Source organism: Acidobacteriota bacterium, assembly GCA_030949985.1.
Taxonomy (GTDB): Bacteria; Acidobacteriota; Polarisedimenticolia; order J045; family J045; genus JALTMS01.
In genome coordinates this window covers 104,708-120,657 of the sequence record JAUZRX010000028.1, presented here as the reverse complement: position 1 = coordinate 120,657, position 15,950 = coordinate 104,708, and the positions used below count along the sequence as shown (strand labels likewise).

Below are 15,950 nucleotides of genomic sequence, written 5' to 3'. Positions count from 1 at the left end.
GCCGGGACCGCCGGAGCAGGCATCGGGAATCCGGGGTGTGGTTGGGGAGAAGTCGTAGGGGGCGGGGCTCCAGGATGAACCGACCGCCCCCGGCGTGAGATCAGACGACGAAGTCGTAGGGGCGGACGGTCTTGCGGCCGTTGGCGGCGGCGCGCTTGACAGCCTGCTCGACGTACCAGTAGACGACCTCGTTGAGTGCCGCGGGGGCGTCGGCGGAGACGTTGACACCGGCTTCGCGCAGGGCGGCCTTCACCTTGCTGCCGACGAGGAGCATCTCCTTGCTGGCGGCCTTCTTCTTGCCACCGCGCTTGGGAGCGGCCTTGCGGGTGGTCTTCTTCTTGCGGGTGGTCTTCTTCTTGGCTGCTTTCCTGGCCATGTGGTTGTTACCTCCATTGTTTGCCTGGGTTCGTACAAACCTGCTTCATACCACTGCTGTACAGCGCGTCATTGGTAGCACTGCAACGATTCGGGATCAAGCGTAAAACGTCGTTTTTTTGCGCCTTTCCTGCTTTTTTTCGCATTCTGACGCCGATCTGCCACAACTCTGCGCCGGGGTCCGGGACTGCGCGGCACGCTCCGGGGGGCTCCGATGGTTGCTGATGCGCAGCTTGTAAAAGGGCTCTCAGGGCCTTCTAGAGCCTCGATTTCGTCATTTTCCGCTTTCCCGATCGCCGCGGGGGCACCATCTTCGAGATGGGGGAACGGGGCCTCCGAGGCCCGGCGAGGACCAGAGCAGAATGTTTTTCATCGCCAGAGAGAGGTTCAGGCCTTTTGTCGCCTTTTTCGCGTTATCGGCCCTTGTGGCCCTATCCAGCGCCTGCTTGTCGCTGCACCGCGAACGCCCCGCGGACAGCGCAGCGCAGGCCGTCGAGGCCGCGCCGCCCCCGGTCGTCGGGTCACCTGTGGCGCCGTCCGGCCGGGCGTCTGCCAGCCTGGTGGCGATGTCCCGGGTGGCTTTCGCCGACGGCCCCCTCGAGCGCCTGGAGGCCCTGCGCGAGTTGTGCCGGCAGCAGCAGGATCTGCTCTCCAGGGCGCCCCAAAGCCCGATGGAGGCCGCCGCCCGGGAGTGGCTCGAGGAGTTTCTCGATCCCCGGGACGAGGGGTCGCGGGTCCGCACCGCCCTGGGACCTCGTTCCGGTGTGGAAGACCTGCATCACCATCCGGGCTACGAGTTCTACGTCGAGACCGGCGGCGGCATCCTCGTTTTCGACCGCGAAGGGCACCTTTTGGGCAAGATCGGCGATGGCGGGGAACGGTTGGCCGACCTGGCCTTTCACGACGTGGACGGTGATGGTCAGAGCGAGGTCTTCATGAAATTCGACTCGGGGGGCAACAGCGGCAACCGCTTCACCCGGATCCTGGGCTACAAGGAAGTGGCCGGCAGTGTGGAGCAGGTTCTCGACCGCAAACTCTACGAGACGGCGTGGCGCTGGGTCTCCGCCGGACTCGGTTCGAGGCTGACCCTGGTGCGCCTGGCCGGCTCTTCCTACGTGGTGATCGACCCGGAAGGAGAGGCGGAATTCCTGCGCTGGGACCCGGGAATGGCCCGATTCATCCGCGAGAACGGCCCGCCGCGCCGCGCCTTTCTCGAGTAACCGCCGTCCGCCGGGCCTTGGGCATCGGCGGAGGATCCGCGCTAATCTGCCTGGATCATGGCGGATACTGCTCGAAGACGGGCGCCCTCCGAGGCGAGATCCCGCAACGTACTGGCCTTCGATGGCCGGGGCCTGCTGCTCGTCGCGCTCCTGGCCGTGGTGCCCTACCTGCTGCTGCCGCCCAACGGGTTTCATTCCGACGCGCGAAAAGTCGTCCCCGCCAACGAGGTGGTCCAGGAAGGCGCGCTGGCCGAGATCTTCACCACCGACTTCTGGGGCCTCCCGATGGACGCCCCTTACGCCACCCGTTCCTATCGGCCCCTGGTCAGCCTGAGCTACGCTCTGACCGTACGCGTCTTCGGCAACAGTCCGAGGCCCTTTCACCTGGTCGACATGGGGTTGCACGCCGGGGTGAGCGTGCTGGTCGCCCTGCTGATCGGTCTGATCGGAGGCGCGCGGCGCTGGGCGATTCCGCTGGCCGTGGTCTATGCGGTCCATCCGGTGCTCTCCGAAGCCGTCTGCTCGTTCGTGGGCCGGGCGGACATCATGGCGGCGGCGGGGATCCTCGGCGCTCTGCTCCTGCACCACAAGGCCCTGGGACATCCCCGACGCTGGTGGCTGGAGACGGCGGCCGCCGCGTGCCTGGCGGCGGCGCTGCTGTCCAAGGAATACGCCGTCGCGGCTCCCTTCATGCTTCTCGTCGCCGATCTCGCGCGCCTGTCCCGGGGTTCGACGAGCGCGGAGCTGCGTGGCCAGATGCGTACGGCGTGGATCGTCGCTTTCGGGATCCTGGGGGCCTACCTGGGACTGCGTTACACCCTGGCCGGAGCCCTGGGGGGGGTTCCCATGATCGGGGCGGGAGACATGCCCCTCTACGACAAGTCGCTGGCGGTGCGCTGGTCCACCGCCGCGTGGCTGCTGATCCCGGCGTTGCGATTGATGCTCCTGCCCTGGAGCCTGAACTACTTCTACGGTAAGGGCACCCTGCCCCTGGCCGAGGGTTTCGGCGATCCGAAAGCACTGGCCGGCGTGGCTCTGGTGGTGGTGGCCGGGTGGCTGGCCTTCCGGGCCGCGCGGCACGAGAAAACGCCGGCCCCGGCGCTGGCCGCGGCGCTGGTTTTCTTTCCCCTGGGGGTGACGCTCAACACGGTCAGCCTTTCCGGTGTGCTCTTCGCCGAGCGCTTCCTCTACCTGCCCCTGGCCGGAGTGCTGCTCGCCGCGGGCGTCGGGCTCGAGAGGGGGGTGATCACCGCCCGAGCGCGCAAGGGCGTGTTGTTTCTGCTGATGATCGTGGTGACCGTCTTCGCCGTGCGCACCACGGGACGGGTCCAGCAGTGGGCCAAGGTTTCCCGCCTGATCGAGGCCTCCCTGGCGAGCTACCCCGATTCCGCCAACGCCAACTTCGAAATGGGCCTGGTGCTGGCCAACCCGGGCAATCCGCAGCGGGACCTGGAGCGGGCGGTGGAGCATTTCCGTCACTCGCTGGCCATCGAAGATCGCCGACCCCAGGTGTGGACCAACTACGCCCGGGCCCTCGGAGAACTGGGTCGTTGGGACGAGGCGGTGGCAGCCCGTCGCAAGGCCATCGACCTTTCCCCGGGAGACGTGGAACCTCTCTGGCGCTGGCTCGGGGAAGCCGAGCTGAAGACCGGCCACCTGCAGCGCGCGATTCAGGCCTTCCGCCGGGCTCGGGAACTGAATCCCGACCAGCCGGAGAATCCCGTCCTGCTGGGGAACGCGTTGCTGCGGTTCGCCCAGGCGCAACTGGCACAAGGCCGCGTCGACCGGGCGGTGGACTACGCGCGCGAGGCCCTGGACCTGGGAGTGCTTCCCGGCGAGGGCTATTTCCTCGGGGCGTTGGTGCTGTCCCGCGCCGGACACGAAGAGGAAGCGCGGAAGGCCGCGGAGCGTGCCGTCGCGGAGGATCCCGACTTGCTGCGGCGGCGGCACCGCAAGGCGGTCCGGCTCGACGAGGCGGGGCGGCACGCCCAGGCGGCGTCGTTGTTCCAGGAGATCCTGGTGGCCACCCCCGACCATGTCAGCACCCTGTTCAATCTCGGTCGCAGCCTGGTGCTGGCGGGACGTCCCGCCGAGGCCATCGAGCCCCTCGCTCGCGGTCTGAAAATCAGAGACGATGCCGGTGCCCGGCGCTGGCTGGATCGGGCTCGCCGCGAGGCGAGTTTTGGAGTCGTTCAAGGAAAGGCCGAAAGATGGGAATGAGAACGAGAACCGTGCTGCTCCCGCTGGCAGCGATCCTGGCCTTCGGCCTGCTGCCGGTGACGGCCCAGGTCAAGCCCGGTCAGGAGCCGGCGGCTTCTGAAAACGCCGGCGAGAAGAAAGGCGGCGGCGACCTGGGCATGCGGTCGGCGATCGGTGAGATCGAGGTGACCGAGGAGGTGGCCCGGGCGGGCAAGGTCGTGCCCGCCGATCCGGCGGCCTTGCGCCGACTCTTTCCGGAATCCCTGGGGGGCCTGGCGCGCCGCTCGGTCAACGGCGGTGTTCAGTGGCTGGGACCGGCGGGCATCACCCGCATGCAGATGGCCTACGCCAACGAGGCCGGTACGCGCACCCTGAAGGTGGAGATCTTCGATCGGGGCGGTTTTCAGCAGCCCTTGGGCGGTGAGATGGAGATTCCCCCCATCGGCAGTACCCGCCGCGAAGGCGTACAGATCGTCGAGGGACTCGAGGTCGGCGGTTTTCCGGCCCTGGCCCGCCACGTGCGTCCGGGTCTGCCGGCGATGCTCCATATCGCCCTGACCTCGAGGATGCGGCTGACCTTCACCAGCAACCTGCCGATCCAGGACCTGGTCGGCGCCGTGGCCGGACTCGAACTCGACCAGATCGCCGCCCTGGCGCCGGACGCCCGTTGAGCCGGCGTCGGCGACTCATTCCGGTCGGGGTTGGCGGGTCATCAGCGCGGTGACCCCCTCCCGGGGGTCCCTGCCCTGGTAGAGCACCTGCCAGACCTGCTCGACGATGGGCATTTCGACGCCGGCCCGGCGGGCCAGGGCGCGGGCGCTGACGGCGGTGGTCACGCCCTCGGCGACCTGTTCCATGGACGCCAGGATCTCTTGCAGGGTTCGACCCTGGCCGATCTGAATGCCCACCGCCCGGTTGCGCCCGAAGGGCGACGTGCAGGTGACCACCAGGTCGCCCATGCCGCTCAGGCCGGAGAAGGTCCGGGGGTCGGCGCCGAGGGCGGCTCCCAGGCGGGTCATCTCGGCCAGGCCGCGGGTCAGCAGGGCGGCCATCGCGTTGTCCCCCAGCTCGAGGCCCGTGCAGATGCCCGCCGCCAGGGCGATGACGTTCTTGATCGCCCCCCCCAGTTCCACGCCCACCACGTCCGGAGAGGTGTAGAGGCGGAAGAAGGGTGTCATCAGGGTCGCCTGGGCCTGTCGGGCCAGCTCTTCGTCGGTGGATGAGACCACCACGGTCGTGGGGCGTCGGTGGGCGACTTCCTCGGCATGGGACGGTCCGGAGAGCACGGCGATGCGCCTGGCGCCCAGGGAGTCGGCGAGAATCTCCGAGGGGCGTAGCAGTGTCTCCTGCTCGATGCCCTTGGTCAGGGAGACCACGCCCATCTCCGGCGGGACCCGGCCCCGGCAGCGTTCGACCACCGCGCGCAGGAACTTGGTGGGCACGGCGGTGATCAGCAGGGCGGCGCCTTCGAGGGCGCGGTCCAGGTCGGCCTCGAAACGCAGGGAGGCGGGGAGTTGCACCCCCGGCAGGAAAAGGCGGTTGACCCGGGTGGCCGCCATTTCGTCGAGGTAGGCCGGGTCGTGGCCCCAGATCGTCACGGGGATGTTCTTGGAGCACAAGACGGTGGCGACAGCGGTACCCCAGCCGCCGTCGCCCACGATGGTTACCGGACCCTGCACGCTCATCGCGACTCCTCCACGGGAAGCGATTCTACCGCGGGCGGGTCCGGGTGCCGGAAGGCCGAGTCAGCGCCGGGGGCGCGGGGGCGGCTCGCGGCGTGGTCGCTCGCCGCGCCGCCGGTCTGCCCGGCGCTGGGCTTCCAGGCGTTGGTGCAGACGCCGCAGCTTGTTTCGCTGCTCGAGATCCAGCACCTTGGCCACTTCCGCGCGGGTCAGCAACTCCTCGCGGAACAGGGCGCAACGGATTTCCACCACCCGTTCGACGGCTTTTTCGATGGCAGCGGTGTCGAGGGTCTCCTGTTCGAGAAGTCGGCCGAGTTTCAGGTGGGCCTTTTCGAGGGCCGCCTTGAGGTCGATGGTGCGCTCGCTGCTGGCGAACATCAGTTCGTCGAGGGCCTCGACCTGGGCATCGCTCAGGGCCAGGCGCTCGATGATTCGGGGATGGTTCCACCATTGGCCGGCTTCCGGTGCGGCCGGGGTCGGCGTGGCCGCCATCAGGGTGGCGCAGGCCAGCGAGGTGAGCAGGCGGAGGCGGGGGATCTTCATGGCGTTCATCCTCTCTCGGAAAGGGGCGAGGCGGTCAAGGTGGAGGGGTCGAAGGGGTCGAGCCAGCGGAGGGGATCGTCAGGGCCCGGATCGTCGTCGAGGAAGTCCAGGGCGGGCACGGCGATCTCCGGGCCGCCGTCGAGATCCCGGGCAAGAGCGGGGGAGGCCTCCCAGGCCCCGAAGGCCCCCAGGGGGTCGTCGCCACCGACTGCGGCGGCAGGCACCTCGATGCTCTCGAGCAGGGCCAGCGGCCCGGAGGCCACGGGTGGGGGAGCGCCGATCACGGCGAAAGCCAGCACGGCCATCGCCAGAGCGGCGGCGAGGAGGACCGCCGCGCCCGGGCGCCGCCGGCCCCGGCGCCGCTCGTCACGGATCCGGTCGAGGATCTCCCGCCGCTGGCGGTCGAAGAAGCGGTCGGCGAAGGAGGTGTCGCGGTCGCCGTTCATCGCTGGGTCTCCAGGCCCTCGAGCCGCCGTCGAAGGCGCCGCGCGGTGCGGAAGATATGGACCTTGACGGTGCCCGGGTGGATGCCCAGGCGGCCGGCGATTTCGGCGATGGGCAGTCCCTGCTGGAAACGCAGTCGGAAGATCTCCCGCTGCCGCCCCTCGGGGAGCGCGTCGAGGGCTTTCTGGACCTGGGCTGCGAGATCCCGGGACATCATTTCCTCCTCTGGAGTGGGGGCGCCGTCGGCGGCCCGCCGGGCGATTTCCTCGGCCCCCTCGATTTCCCGCCAGGCCTTGCGGCTGCGGTCGACGACCAGGTTGCGCAGGATCCGGTACAACCAGGGGCCGAAACGGCTGTCCTCGCGGAACGAGCCGAGTCCCCGCCAGGCCCGGAGGAAGGTTTCCTGGACCAGGTCGTCGGCATCCTGCACCTGCCGCAGGCAGCCGAGGGCCTTGGCTGTCAAGGGCCGCTGGTAGCGTTCGACCAGGGCGGCGAAGGCCTCCAGGTCGCCCTCGCGCGCCCGCCGGACCAGGGGTGCGTCGCTGTCTCCGGTGGGAACGGGGGCCGCTGGGTTCACGCTGGGGTCTCCGCAAGGGATGACGGGCGGCGCGAGCGGAGGTTGACCGCGCGGCGAGACCAGTGCCGCCGGGGGGGCGATCCGGCCTGTGGGCGGAGCCGCCTCCCCGGACGGGCCGGCCGGATTATGCACCGGGCTTCCACGGTGGTGAAGGAGCCGGCTTGGATGCCGGGTGGGCGTGCCTTATCAGGCGGGGCGGATCTTTCCGGTTCGTGCCGCAGGCGCCGGGCCGGGGCTTTGTCTTGCGTATGAATGAAAAGATGGGTAAATTTTCAATTGAAAGGAGCGGCCATGGACGCTGATCCGGCCGGTGCGCCGGGGGAAGGTTTTGCCGGGCGCAGGGCGTCGCCGCCGGAAGCGGCGGGGGTTCTCACCCGGGCTCTGCTGCGTGCGGCCGAAGAACTCGCCCTGCCCGGGCGGAGCCTGGCGCGGGTGATCGGCATCAGTGAGGCCAGCGTCTCGCGCCTGGCACGGGGTCGGCGCATCGACCCCGGCAGCAAGGAGGGGGAGCTCGCCCTGCTTTTCCTTCGCCTCTTTCGCAGCCTCGACACCCTCGTCGGGGGCGACGCTTCCGCCGCCCGCGCCTGGCTGCATGCCGACAACCATCACCTGGGCGGGGTTCCCGCCGAGCGGATCGAAAGCGTGACGGGGTTGGTCGATGTCGTCGAATATCTGGACGCGATGCGCGGGCGAGCGTGAGGTCCGGCCCCTGGCCTGCAGCGTACTGCGGGCCGTGGAGGCCCAGCACGTGATCGCCACCCGCAAGCTCGTCGACAGCCCCGCGGAGCAGGAGTGGCTCGAGGCGCTGATCGACTCGGCCAAGCCGCCGTGGCCCCGGGGCATGGACCGGGCCGGGCTCCACTACCTGCTGGCCACCCCCTTCCGCTATCCGCCCCTGCGTCACGGCTCGCGCTTCGGCAGTCGAGGGCAGCCGGGTATCTGGTACGGCTCGCGCCGCCGGCACACGGCCCTGGCGGAGGTGGCGTACTACCGGCTGCTCTTTCTCGAGGGCAGCGCCGCGAAGATCGACCGGCTCGAGATGGAGTTGAGCACCTTTCGTATACGGGTGGAGAGTTCCCGGGGGGTGGATCTGGCCGGTCCCGCCTTTGCCGTCTGCCGCGCCGAGATCGCCTCGCCCACTTCGTGGGTCGCGACCCGGGCCCTGGGGCAGGCCATGCGTGAGGCCGGGGTGGAGCTTTTTCTCGCGCCCTCGGCGCGGGACCCCCGCGGGGGCGTCAACGTGGGGCTCTTCTCGCCGGCCCCCTTCGGTTCCCGCAGGCCCGGTCGCTTCACGTCGTGGCACTGCACGACCACCTCGGCGGGGGTGGAATTCACCCGCCGCAGCCTGGGCCGGAGGGAGACCCTGGTCTTCGCCCGGGAACTCTTCGTGGTGGACGGTGCCCTGCCCCGGCCGGGAATCTGAGCGCCGGTACGGCCCGCCGGAGCGGGAGCGCATCCGCCGCGTTCCCGTGGGGGACGACCCGCACCGGCTGGTGGGGCTCGTTTCCCGCCGCAACCTGCCGGGAGTGCTCGCCCAGGGGCGTGGAGAGGCGATGTCACCCGCCCCGGCGGGAATCGGGGTTGGTGCGCTGGCCCCACGCCCCGGGGCCGGGGAAGCGCGGCGGAAGCCCGGCGTGTTTCCGGTCGACCACCGCAGGTATGATGCGTTACCCGGGGAGGTACGTGAGGCCGTTTTCCACGGTGAATTCCGGTCAGGGAGCCGTCATGAGAAGAGTCGCGGGATGCCTGGTATTTTTGCTGCTGGTGGGCCTGTCGGCGGCGCCGGCAGGTGCCGATAGCGCCATCACCGAGAAGACCCGGGTCACGCTGGGAGGGGCGCTGGGCAAGATGGCGGGCCTGCTGGGCGGCAAGCGCGCCCGGGAGGGGACCATCACCGAATACCACGTGCGGGGCGACCGCATGCTCGAGCGCCACGGTGACACCGGCCGCCTGGTGGACCTGGCGGAAGAAAAGATCTACGACATCGACTATCGTCGCCGGCGGTACAGCGTCACCACCTTCGCGGAGTTCCGCCGGAAGATGGAGCGCCTCGACGGCCCGGATCCGGGTGGAACCGGACAGGAGCAGCCTTCTCCCGACGACGAAGGCCAAGCGCTGGAGTACGAGGTCGAGGTGCAGATCGACGAGACCGGGCGCACGGAAATCATCGCCGGCCAGGAGTGCCGCGAGGTGAAGACCGTGGTCACCCTGCGCCAGAAGGGCAAGAGCCTGGAGGAGGGTGGGGGGCTGGTGCTTTCCGCGGGCACGTGGATGGGTCCGGAGAGTCAGGCCTTCGCGGAGCGGCTCGAGTTCCAGCGACGGATGGCGGAGAAGCTCGGTTTCGGCGATCTCGAGGGCATGCGCAAGTCGATGGTCTCGGCGATGACCGCTTGGCCGGGGATGGACCAGGCGATGCAAGCGTTCCGCGACAAGCAGGCAGCCTTCCGCGGCTCGCCGCTGCGGACGGAATTGACCATCGAGACCGTTGCCGGGTCGGAGAGCGCCGACCCTCCCGCCGAGGCGGAGACCGGGGAGCGTCCAGGAGCCAAGCTGGGAGGCATGCTGCGCGGCCTGGGCAAGCGACTGCGTCGTTCTCGTGGGAGCGAGGGCGAGCGGGCGGCAGCCGCTGATGCCGGCGGCAAGCGTGTGTTGATGACTTCCCGGACCGAGGTGCTCAGCCAGGGCGGCGAGGTCGCGGAGAGCGCCGTGAGCATTCCCGAAGGATTCAAGCGGCGGCGTCCCTAGGAAAGCGGGCAGAGGCGGTCCCGCCTGCCTTCGGCGCCCCGACTCTCCCCGTCGCGCCGTGGGTTGCGGCGTCGGTCTGAAGGTGCCCTGGCTTGTCGTCCGCCTCCCGCCTGGATACCGGGAATTTCGCGACGGTCGCGTCTACGGGGACGATGGGTTTTCATCCAGCGTCTTTTGATCTCGAGTGCCCGCCCGACGTCTCGACCATCGGCCGGAAGCTGTCGGATCCGGCTCGAAAAAGCAGCGTAGAAAACACCGAGGGTTTGTGCAACGCTGGGGCCTGTCTATCATCGTTTCGGCGTCTCGGAGGGCGCCGGGGAGGCATGCGTGGCGCGCCTGACGAAAATCTACACCCGCAAGGGAGACGACGGGAGCACCCGTCTGGGCACGGGAGAGAAGGTCGGCAAGGACGACCTGCAGGTCCGGGCCTACGGCGCCGTGGACGAGCTGGGAGCCATCCTCGGTGTGGTCCTCGCCGAGGAGCCGGCCGAAGAGATCGCCGCCGAGCTGCTGCGGATCCAGAGCGAACTGTTCAATCTCGGAGGCCTCCTCTGCCTGCTCTCGCGGGAGTCCGATGAAGTGCCGGAGCTGATCCGGGCCGACCACGTCAAGCGGCTCGAACAGGCCTGTGACCGGTTCAACGCCGACCTCGAGCCTCTCGAGAATTTCATTCTTCCCGGGGGAAGCAGGGCCGCGGCCGGCTTGCACGTGGCCCGCACCGTCTGTCGCCGCGCCGAACGGGAAATGGTGGCCCTGGCGGCGCGCCAGGAGGTCCCCGCCGTCGCGCTCGAGTTCATCAACCGTCTTTCGGACCTGCTCTTCATTCTCGCCCGCTGGGAAAACCGGCGCGCAGGTGGCGCCGATGTGCTCTGGGATACGACGGTCTAGCCTGGCGGCGCTGGGGCTCTTCGTCCTGGCCTGCGCGTCCGCGGCGCTGGCGGGGCCCGCGCGGATTTGCTCGACCAGCCTGGCCGGAGACGAGTTGCTGGCCCTGCTGGTCGAGCCCTCCCGCGTGGCCTGTGTTTCGACTCTGGCCGACGACCCTCGGCTCAGTCACGTGGTGGGGCACTTTCCAGGCACCGTGGCGCGGGTGATCGGACGCATCGAACCCGTGCTCGGTGCCCGGCCGGACCTGGTCCTGGTGGCCCCCTGGAACGATCCCGACTTCCGCCGCCTGCTGACCGATTCGGGAGTCGAGGTGGAGGCGCTGGCGGATGTGAAGGACTTCGACGGGATCCGCCGCCAGGTCCTCGAACTGGGCCGGCGCCTGGGAGTGGCGTCGCGGGCCCTGGAGGTCGTCGCGGGGCTGGACGCCGACCTGGCCCGGGCGGACGAGGCGGCCTCCCGCCGTGCCTGGCGACCGGGCATCCTCTCGTTCTCCCACGGCATCGTCGCCGGAGCGGAGACCACCGTCGACGCGCTGATCCGCCGGGCCGGAGGGGTCAACGTCGCCGCCGAAGCCGGCATCGTGGGTCACACCCGGCTGCCGATGGAAGCCCTGGTGGCTCTCGATCCGGAGGTGCTTCTGCTGGGCTTCGACACGGGGGAAGATCCCGGGAACCTGCTGGCGGCCTATCCCCACCTGGCCGCCACCCGGGCGGTGCGCGAGGGCCGAATCGTGATCTTGCCGCCCCGGTTGCTGACCACGGTCACTCCTTTCCTCACCGAGGGCGTGTTGGCCCTGCAAGCGCGACTGGCCGCCCTGGAGCGGAACGGGGAATGAGCGCCCGGGGCGCCTGGCTGACGGGCCTCCTCCTGCTCCTGTTGTTGGCCGGGGTGATGCTCGCCGGCATCGCCCTGGGGGGGGCGCCGGGTTTCGGCCCCCTCAGGGCGCTGGCCACGCTGTTGGGGCGACCGGAGACGGGGCCCGAGGGGCGCATCTTGAGCGCCCTGGTCTTCGACATCCGTCTACCGCGCGTGGTGCTGCTGGCCCTCGCCGGCGCGGCCTTCGCCGCCGCCGGCGCCGCCCTGCAGGCGGTGCTCGACAACCCCCTGGCCGATCCGGGGCTGCTGGGCCTGTCGGGAGGAGCGAGCCTGGGCGCCGTGCTGGCCTACGCCACCGGGGCCTACGCCCTGTGGTCGGCCAGCGTGCCCCTGGCCGCTTTTCTCGGCGCCCTGGTGGCGGTGCTGGTGGTCTACCTGGTGGCCCACGCGGCGGGGCCGCCGGGGACCTTCGCCCTGCTGCTCACCGGGGTGGCCATGGCCTCCCTGCTGGGGGCGGCGGTCTCCTTCCTGCTGGTGAGCTTCGGCGACTACCGGGTGCACGAGGTTTTCGCCTGGCTGCTGGGCTCCGCGGAGAATCGCACCTGGGCCCACGTACGGATGGCCGTCGGGCCCGTGCTGGCCGGGATCGCGGGGCTGGTGCTCTTCGCCCGCACCATCGACGGCCTGGCTCTCGGGGAGGAGCACGCCCAGGGCATCGGCATCGACCTGGCGCGTTCTCGGCTGCTGGTGATGGGGCTGGCCGCCCTCGCCGCCGGCGGGGCGGTCAGCGTGGTGGGCCCGGTGGGTTTCGTGGGCCTGATGGTGCCCCACCTGGTGCGCTCGGTGGTGGGGGCGGCGGCGCGGAGACTGCTGCCGCTGGTCGCCGTGGCGGGGGCTGCCTTCCTGGTGGCCTGTGACCTGTGCTCCCGCCTGCTCTCCCGTACCACGGAAGTACCGGTGGGCATCGTCACGTCGCTGGTCGGCGTGGTCTTCTTCCTCGTCCTGCTGCACCGCCTGCGCCGGGCCTGAAGGCGGCCCGACACCGCGGCGGGCCGAGACCCGGTCTCCTCGCCCCCGGCCCCTGTCAGCGCAGCGCCTGGACCAGGCGGCGGACGCGGCCGGCGTCGATGGGATCTCCCGGGGCGCTCTTGAGAGCGCTGCCGACGATCAACGCGTCCGCGTCGTCGTACTCCGCTGCGTTGGAGGGGGTCACGCCGCTGCCGATCACCAGGCAGGCTTCGGGCAAGGCCTCGCGCAGGCGGCGGAAGTCCGCGGCATCGGTGGCGGCGCCGGTGGCGCGTCCGGAAAGGACCAGGGCGTCGGCACCCGCCCGGTAGAGGATCTCCCGGGCTTCGTCCAGCAGGTCCCGCGGCGCGAGGGGCGCGCTGTGCTTGACGTCCAGGTCGGCGACGATGGCGATGGACTCCGCGCCCAGGCGCTGACGCTCCCGCAGCAGTTCGTGGGCCCGGCCCTCGAGCAGGCCCTGGTCGGAGACCCGCACACCGCAGAGCACGTTGACGCGGATGAAGCTCGCTCCCGTGGCATGGGCGATGGCCAGGGCCGCCAGGGCGTCGTTGCGCAGCACGTTGATGCCGAAGGGCAGGTCGGTGGCCTCCGCCAGACGCACGGCCAGAGCCGTCATGTGGGCCACGGTCGGCGGCGGCACCGGCCCGGGATGGAACGGGGTGTCACCGAAGTTTTCCAGCAGCAGGGCGTCGGCCCCGCCCTCGGCCAGGGCCCGGGCGTCGGCCAACATGCGTTGACGCACCAGTTCCAGGCCACCGGCGTGACCGGGGGCACCCGGCAGGGCGGGCAGATGCAGCATGCCGACGAGCCGGGGGGCGGCGTCGGGCCGGCGCCGGAAGAAGCGGTTTGCGCGGTTCACGAGGTGCCTCCGGTGGAGAGGAATTCAGGGCAGGCCCGGCCGAGCACGCGCGCCAGCTCCCGGCTCTCGGCGTCGTTCAGCTTCGCGAGCAGGTCCCGCGCACGCCCCAGGGCCGGCGGCAGAAAGTCAAGGAATCGAGGCCTGGCCAGGCGGGTGGCCTGGTAGGCGAAGGTGCCCGCCGCCTTGAGCAGGCGCTGGACGCCCACCCGCATCAGGCGAGGATCCTCGAGGTCGGTGGCCTCGTCCCGGCAGCCCTGGTTCCAGCCCCGTACGGCGGCCTGCCGCTGGTCCGGGTCGAGTTCCACGTAGGGATCGTAGATCAGCGAGGCCAGATCGTAGAAGCGGGGGCCGAGGAGGGCGTCCTGGAAGTCCACGGCGGTGCAGTCGTCTCCGTTGCAGAGCAGGTTGCGGGAGTGGTAGTCCCGGTGGCAAAGCCTGGGGTTCGCCAGGTCCAGGGTGGTGATGAAGCGGTCGAGTCCCCGCGAGATCTCCCGCAGCAGCGTCGGGTCGCGCAGATCACGCCGGCCCGCCACTTCGTGTACGACGAAAAACGCCAGTTCGGAGCGCAGCCGCTCGGCGTCCAGTCGGGGGAAGGCCAGCGGGTGTTCTCCGTGGATCGGCCGGGTGGCCGCCCGATCGAGGAGGCCGGCCATCCGTCCGGCCCGGGCGTAGAGTGTCGCGCGCCGCTCGAAAGCGACGGTGGCCAGCAACTGGTCACCGAGGTCTTCGAAAACCACCGCGGACAAGGCCTCGTCTTCGTCGAGGATCGCGGGCAGGCGCAGGCCGGCCTCCGACAGCGCGCGGTGAGCCGCGCGCAGGCGGGCCAGGGCCGGCACGCCGCCCGCCGGGTCCACCATGATCACCGCGCTGTGACCGCCGAGCCGGCCGACCCGGAAGAAGAGCCGCGTGGAGGCGTCCGCCGCCAGCGGCACGACCGACAGCAGCGGGCCGAACCGCTCCCTGAGCCGGCGGATCAGGTGTTGCCGGTTCCCGCCGCTCACCGTCCCCCCACCGCGGCGAAGGGGACGCACTCCGCCCCGCCGCCCTCACCGGTGGTCACGACACCGTCGGCGAAGTGGCGGCCCGCCGGCACGCAGACCCCCGCGTCGAGGACGACGTTCTCCAGGCGGACCCCCGGCTCGCAGCGGGCGCCTTCGAGCAGGAGGCAGCGCTCGAGGCGAACATCGCTCTCCACCGTCGCCTCCTGTTCGAGGGCCACGACGGAAAGGGACGTACCAGGGGCGACGCGGGCGCCGGGGGCGCAAAAGACCGGTCCCGGTTCGCGGCGGCCGTGGGCGCTGCCGTGGGGCAGGGGGGTTCGGCCGGCGACCAGTTCGCAGACCTTGGCCAGGTAGCTCTCGGCGGAGGTGAACTCGAGCCAGGGACCGTCGAGGGGCACCGCGGCCAGGCGCCGGCCCCGGGCGAGCCATGGCGCCACCACGTCGGGGAAAAGCTCGCAGGGCTCGTTCTTCGGCACCGTGGCGAGCAGCTCCCGGCGGAAGACCGCCACGCCCAGGTAGGTCGCGGCATTCGGATCGGCGGCTGCCGCGCTGAAGGCTCGCACCCGCCCCTCTTCGACGGCGATCGGTCGATAGCCTTCGATCGGCCCGGCGGAGACGAGCAGGGCCCCGATGTTGCGGGGGTGCGCCTCGGCGGCCTCCACCAGGCGCTGGAGAGGAACCCGGGCCAGGGTGTCGGCGTTGTGCAGGACGAAGAAGGGCCCCCGGGCCAGGCGCTCGCGGGGCGCGTCGAGGGCGCCTCCCGTGCCCATCACGCGTTTCTCCCGGAAGATTTCCACCGGATGATCGACGAGCAGGTTCTCGAGGCTCGCCAGGCCGTGGCAGGCGTTGACGGCGAAGTCGGTGACCCCCTGTTGTGCCAGCTGTTCGATCACCCGCGCCGCCAGTCCCCGGCCGAGCACCGGCAGGGATGGCTTGGCCCGCTCCCGGGTCAGCGGGCGCATGCGCTCGCCCCGACCGGCCGCGAGCACCATCGCGGCCAGCGCGGAACTCATCGGGCGTCCACCCCGTCGAAGAGCATGTCCCCCGGCTCGTCGGAGCCCACCTGGCGGCAGAAGAGTTCCCGGTAGGTGGCGGTGCTGTAATCGGCGGGACCGTAGCCCAGCTTGCGGGCGGCGCTGTCGATGCCCTCCGGCGGTCCTTCCAGCTCGATGAAGGTGGCGAAGGGCAACTCGTCGATCTCCACGTGGACGCCGTCGAGTTCGTAGCTCTGGCGGTACTTCTGATAGCGCCAGGTCTGGTGGTAGCCCAGGGCGAGGAGGATCTTCTCCATCTCCTCGGCATCGGAGACCTCGCACTGGTGCTCGACCCGCACCTTGTAGCGCGCGCCTTCTTCGCTGTGTTCGGGAGGATGCTTGAAGGTCAACAGGTGGCGTCCCTGGGTACTGCGCAGGCGGAGCAGCCGCCGGCCGCGGGCGAAGGAGAGGTGCTCGTCGTCGTAGACACGGTTGTCTTCGAAGGAGCGGGGCACCAGGGCCGTGGCGCCGGCTCGGCCGAGCTTCTCCCGGGCCCGGTCGGCGCAATCCACCTCGATCTTGATCTCGATTTCACGCATGG

Annotated in this window: 18 protein-coding genes; 9 read left to right on the top strand and 9 right to left on the bottom strand. The window is 70.4% G+C overall.

What is annotated here, in order from left to right:
• Positions 1-100 precede the first annotated feature (100 nt).
• Positions 101-376, bottom strand: coding sequence for a hypothetical protein (locus Q9Q40_09205; GenBank protein ID MDQ7007399.1), 276 nt, complete (start codon positions 374-376; stop codon positions 101-103).
• Between the two features lie 565 nt (positions 377-941).
• On the opposite strand from Q9Q40_09205, the gene Q9Q40_09200 reads away from it, so the two are divergent.
• Genes Q9Q40_09200 through Q9Q40_09190 form a run of 3 tightly spaced genes read left to right on the top strand, consistent with a single transcriptional unit; the run spans position 942 to position 4,465 of the window.
• Entirely contained in the window at positions 942-1,595 is a 654-nt protein-coding gene (locus Q9Q40_09200; GenBank protein MDQ7007398.1) for a hypothetical protein, read from the top strand.
• A gap of 57 nt (positions 1,596-1,652) precedes the next feature.
• Positions 1,653-3,815 (top strand): tetratricopeptide repeat protein, encoded by a 2,163-nt coding sequence (locus Q9Q40_09195; GenBank protein MDQ7007397.1) that lies wholly within the window; start codon positions 1,653-1,655, stop codon positions 3,813-3,815.
• Complete coding sequence (locus tag Q9Q40_09190) at positions 3,812-4,465, top strand: hypothetical protein (protein ID MDQ7007396.1); 654 nt, start codon at positions 3,812-3,814, stop codon at positions 4,463-4,465. Before Q9Q40_09195 ends, Q9Q40_09190 begins: the two co-directional genes overlap by 4 nt.
• A 15-nt stretch (positions 4,466-4,480) precedes the next feature.
• Here Q9Q40_09190 and Q9Q40_09185 read toward each other — a convergent pair whose 3' ends face one another.
• The 4 genes from Q9Q40_09185 to Q9Q40_09170 form a co-directional block, all read right to left on the bottom strand.
• Positions 4,481-5,473 (bottom strand): NAD(P)H-dependent glycerol-3-phosphate dehydrogenase, encoded by a 993-nt coding sequence (locus Q9Q40_09185; GenBank protein MDQ7007395.1) that lies wholly within the window; start codon positions 5,471-5,473, stop codon positions 4,481-4,483.
• A 66-nt stretch (positions 5,474-5,539) separates the two neighbouring features.
• Positions 5,540-6,019: a periplasmic heavy metal sensor gene (locus Q9Q40_09180; GenBank protein MDQ7007394.1), complete on the bottom strand. Its 480-nt coding sequence runs from the start codon at positions 6,017-6,019 to the stop codon at positions 5,540-5,542.
• A 5-nt stretch (positions 6,020-6,024) separates the two neighbouring features.
• Complete coding sequence (locus tag Q9Q40_09175) at positions 6,025-6,465, bottom strand: hypothetical protein (protein ID MDQ7007393.1); 441 nt, start codon at positions 6,463-6,465, stop codon at positions 6,025-6,027.
• Positions 6,462-7,040, bottom strand: coding sequence for an RNA polymerase sigma factor (locus Q9Q40_09170; protein ID MDQ7007392.1), 579 nt, complete (start codon positions 7,038-7,040; stop codon positions 6,462-6,464). The genes Q9Q40_09175 and Q9Q40_09170 overlap by 4 nt, the downstream gene beginning before the upstream one ends.
• A gap of 291 nt (positions 7,041-7,331) precedes the next feature.
• On the opposite strand from Q9Q40_09170, the gene Q9Q40_09165 reads away from it, so the two are divergent.
• The 6 genes from Q9Q40_09165 to Q9Q40_09140 all read left to right on the top strand — a co-directional run bounded on the left by Q9Q40_09165 (position 7,332) and on the right by Q9Q40_09140 (position 12,518).
• Entirely contained in the window at positions 7,332-7,739 is a 408-nt protein-coding gene (locus Q9Q40_09165) for an MbcA/ParS/Xre antitoxin family protein (protein MDQ7007391.1), read from the top strand.
• On the top strand, positions 7,699-8,463 hold the full coding sequence (locus Q9Q40_09160; GenBank protein MDQ7007390.1) for an RES family NAD+ phosphorylase: 765 nt from the start codon (positions 7,699-7,701) through the stop codon (positions 8,461-8,463). Before Q9Q40_09165 ends, Q9Q40_09160 begins: the two co-directional genes overlap by 41 nt.
• A gap of 302 nt (positions 8,464-8,765) precedes the next feature.
• Positions 8,766-9,785: a hypothetical protein gene (locus tag Q9Q40_09155; protein MDQ7007389.1), complete on the top strand. Its 1,020-nt coding sequence runs from the start codon at positions 8,766-8,768 to the stop codon at positions 9,783-9,785.
• 327 nt (positions 9,786-10,112) lie between these two features.
• Positions 10,113-10,673 (top strand): cob(I)yrinic acid a,c-diamide adenosyltransferase, encoded by a 561-nt coding sequence (locus Q9Q40_09150; protein MDQ7007388.1) that lies wholly within the window; start codon positions 10,113-10,115, stop codon positions 10,671-10,673.
• A complete protein-coding gene (locus Q9Q40_09145; GenBank protein ID MDQ7007387.1) occupies positions 10,648-11,508 on the top strand; it encodes an ABC transporter substrate-binding protein in 861 nt (286 codons plus the stop codon). Before Q9Q40_09150 ends, Q9Q40_09145 begins: the two co-directional genes overlap by 26 nt.
• Positions 11,505-12,518, top strand: a complete 1,014-nt coding sequence (locus tag Q9Q40_09140; protein ID MDQ7007386.1) for an iron ABC transporter permease — start codon at positions 11,505-11,507, stop codon at positions 12,516-12,518. The genes Q9Q40_09145 and Q9Q40_09140 overlap by 4 nt, the downstream gene beginning before the upstream one ends.
• 55 nt (positions 12,519-12,573) lie before the next feature.
• Here the strand turns inward: Q9Q40_09140 and Q9Q40_09135 are convergent, their stop codons facing one another.
• Genes Q9Q40_09135 through Q9Q40_09120 form a run of 4 tightly spaced genes read right to left on the bottom strand, consistent with a single transcriptional unit; the run spans position 12,574 to position 15,948 of the window.
• Positions 12,574-13,374, bottom strand: coding sequence for a BtpA/SgcQ family protein (locus Q9Q40_09135; protein ID MDQ7007385.1), 801 nt, complete (start codon positions 13,372-13,374; stop codon positions 12,574-12,576).
• Positions 13,371-14,375 (bottom strand): phosphotransferase, encoded by a 1,005-nt coding sequence (locus Q9Q40_09130; protein ID MDQ7007384.1) that lies wholly within the window; start codon positions 14,373-14,375, stop codon positions 13,371-13,373. The genes Q9Q40_09135 and Q9Q40_09130 overlap by 4 nt, the downstream gene beginning before the upstream one ends.
• The gene (locus Q9Q40_09125) at positions 14,372-15,388 is read right to left on the bottom strand and encodes an NDP-sugar synthase (GenBank protein ID MDQ7007383.1); all 1,017 of its coding nucleotides are present in this window, start codon (positions 15,386-15,388) and stop codon (positions 14,372-14,374) included. Before Q9Q40_09125 ends, Q9Q40_09130 begins: the two co-directional genes overlap by 4 nt.
• A complete protein-coding gene (locus Q9Q40_09120) occupies positions 15,385-15,948 on the bottom strand; it encodes a class IV adenylate cyclase (GenBank protein MDQ7007382.1) in 564 nt (187 codons plus the stop codon). The genes Q9Q40_09125 and Q9Q40_09120 overlap by 4 nt, the downstream gene beginning before the upstream one ends.
• Positions 15,949-15,950 lie beyond the last annotated feature (2 nt).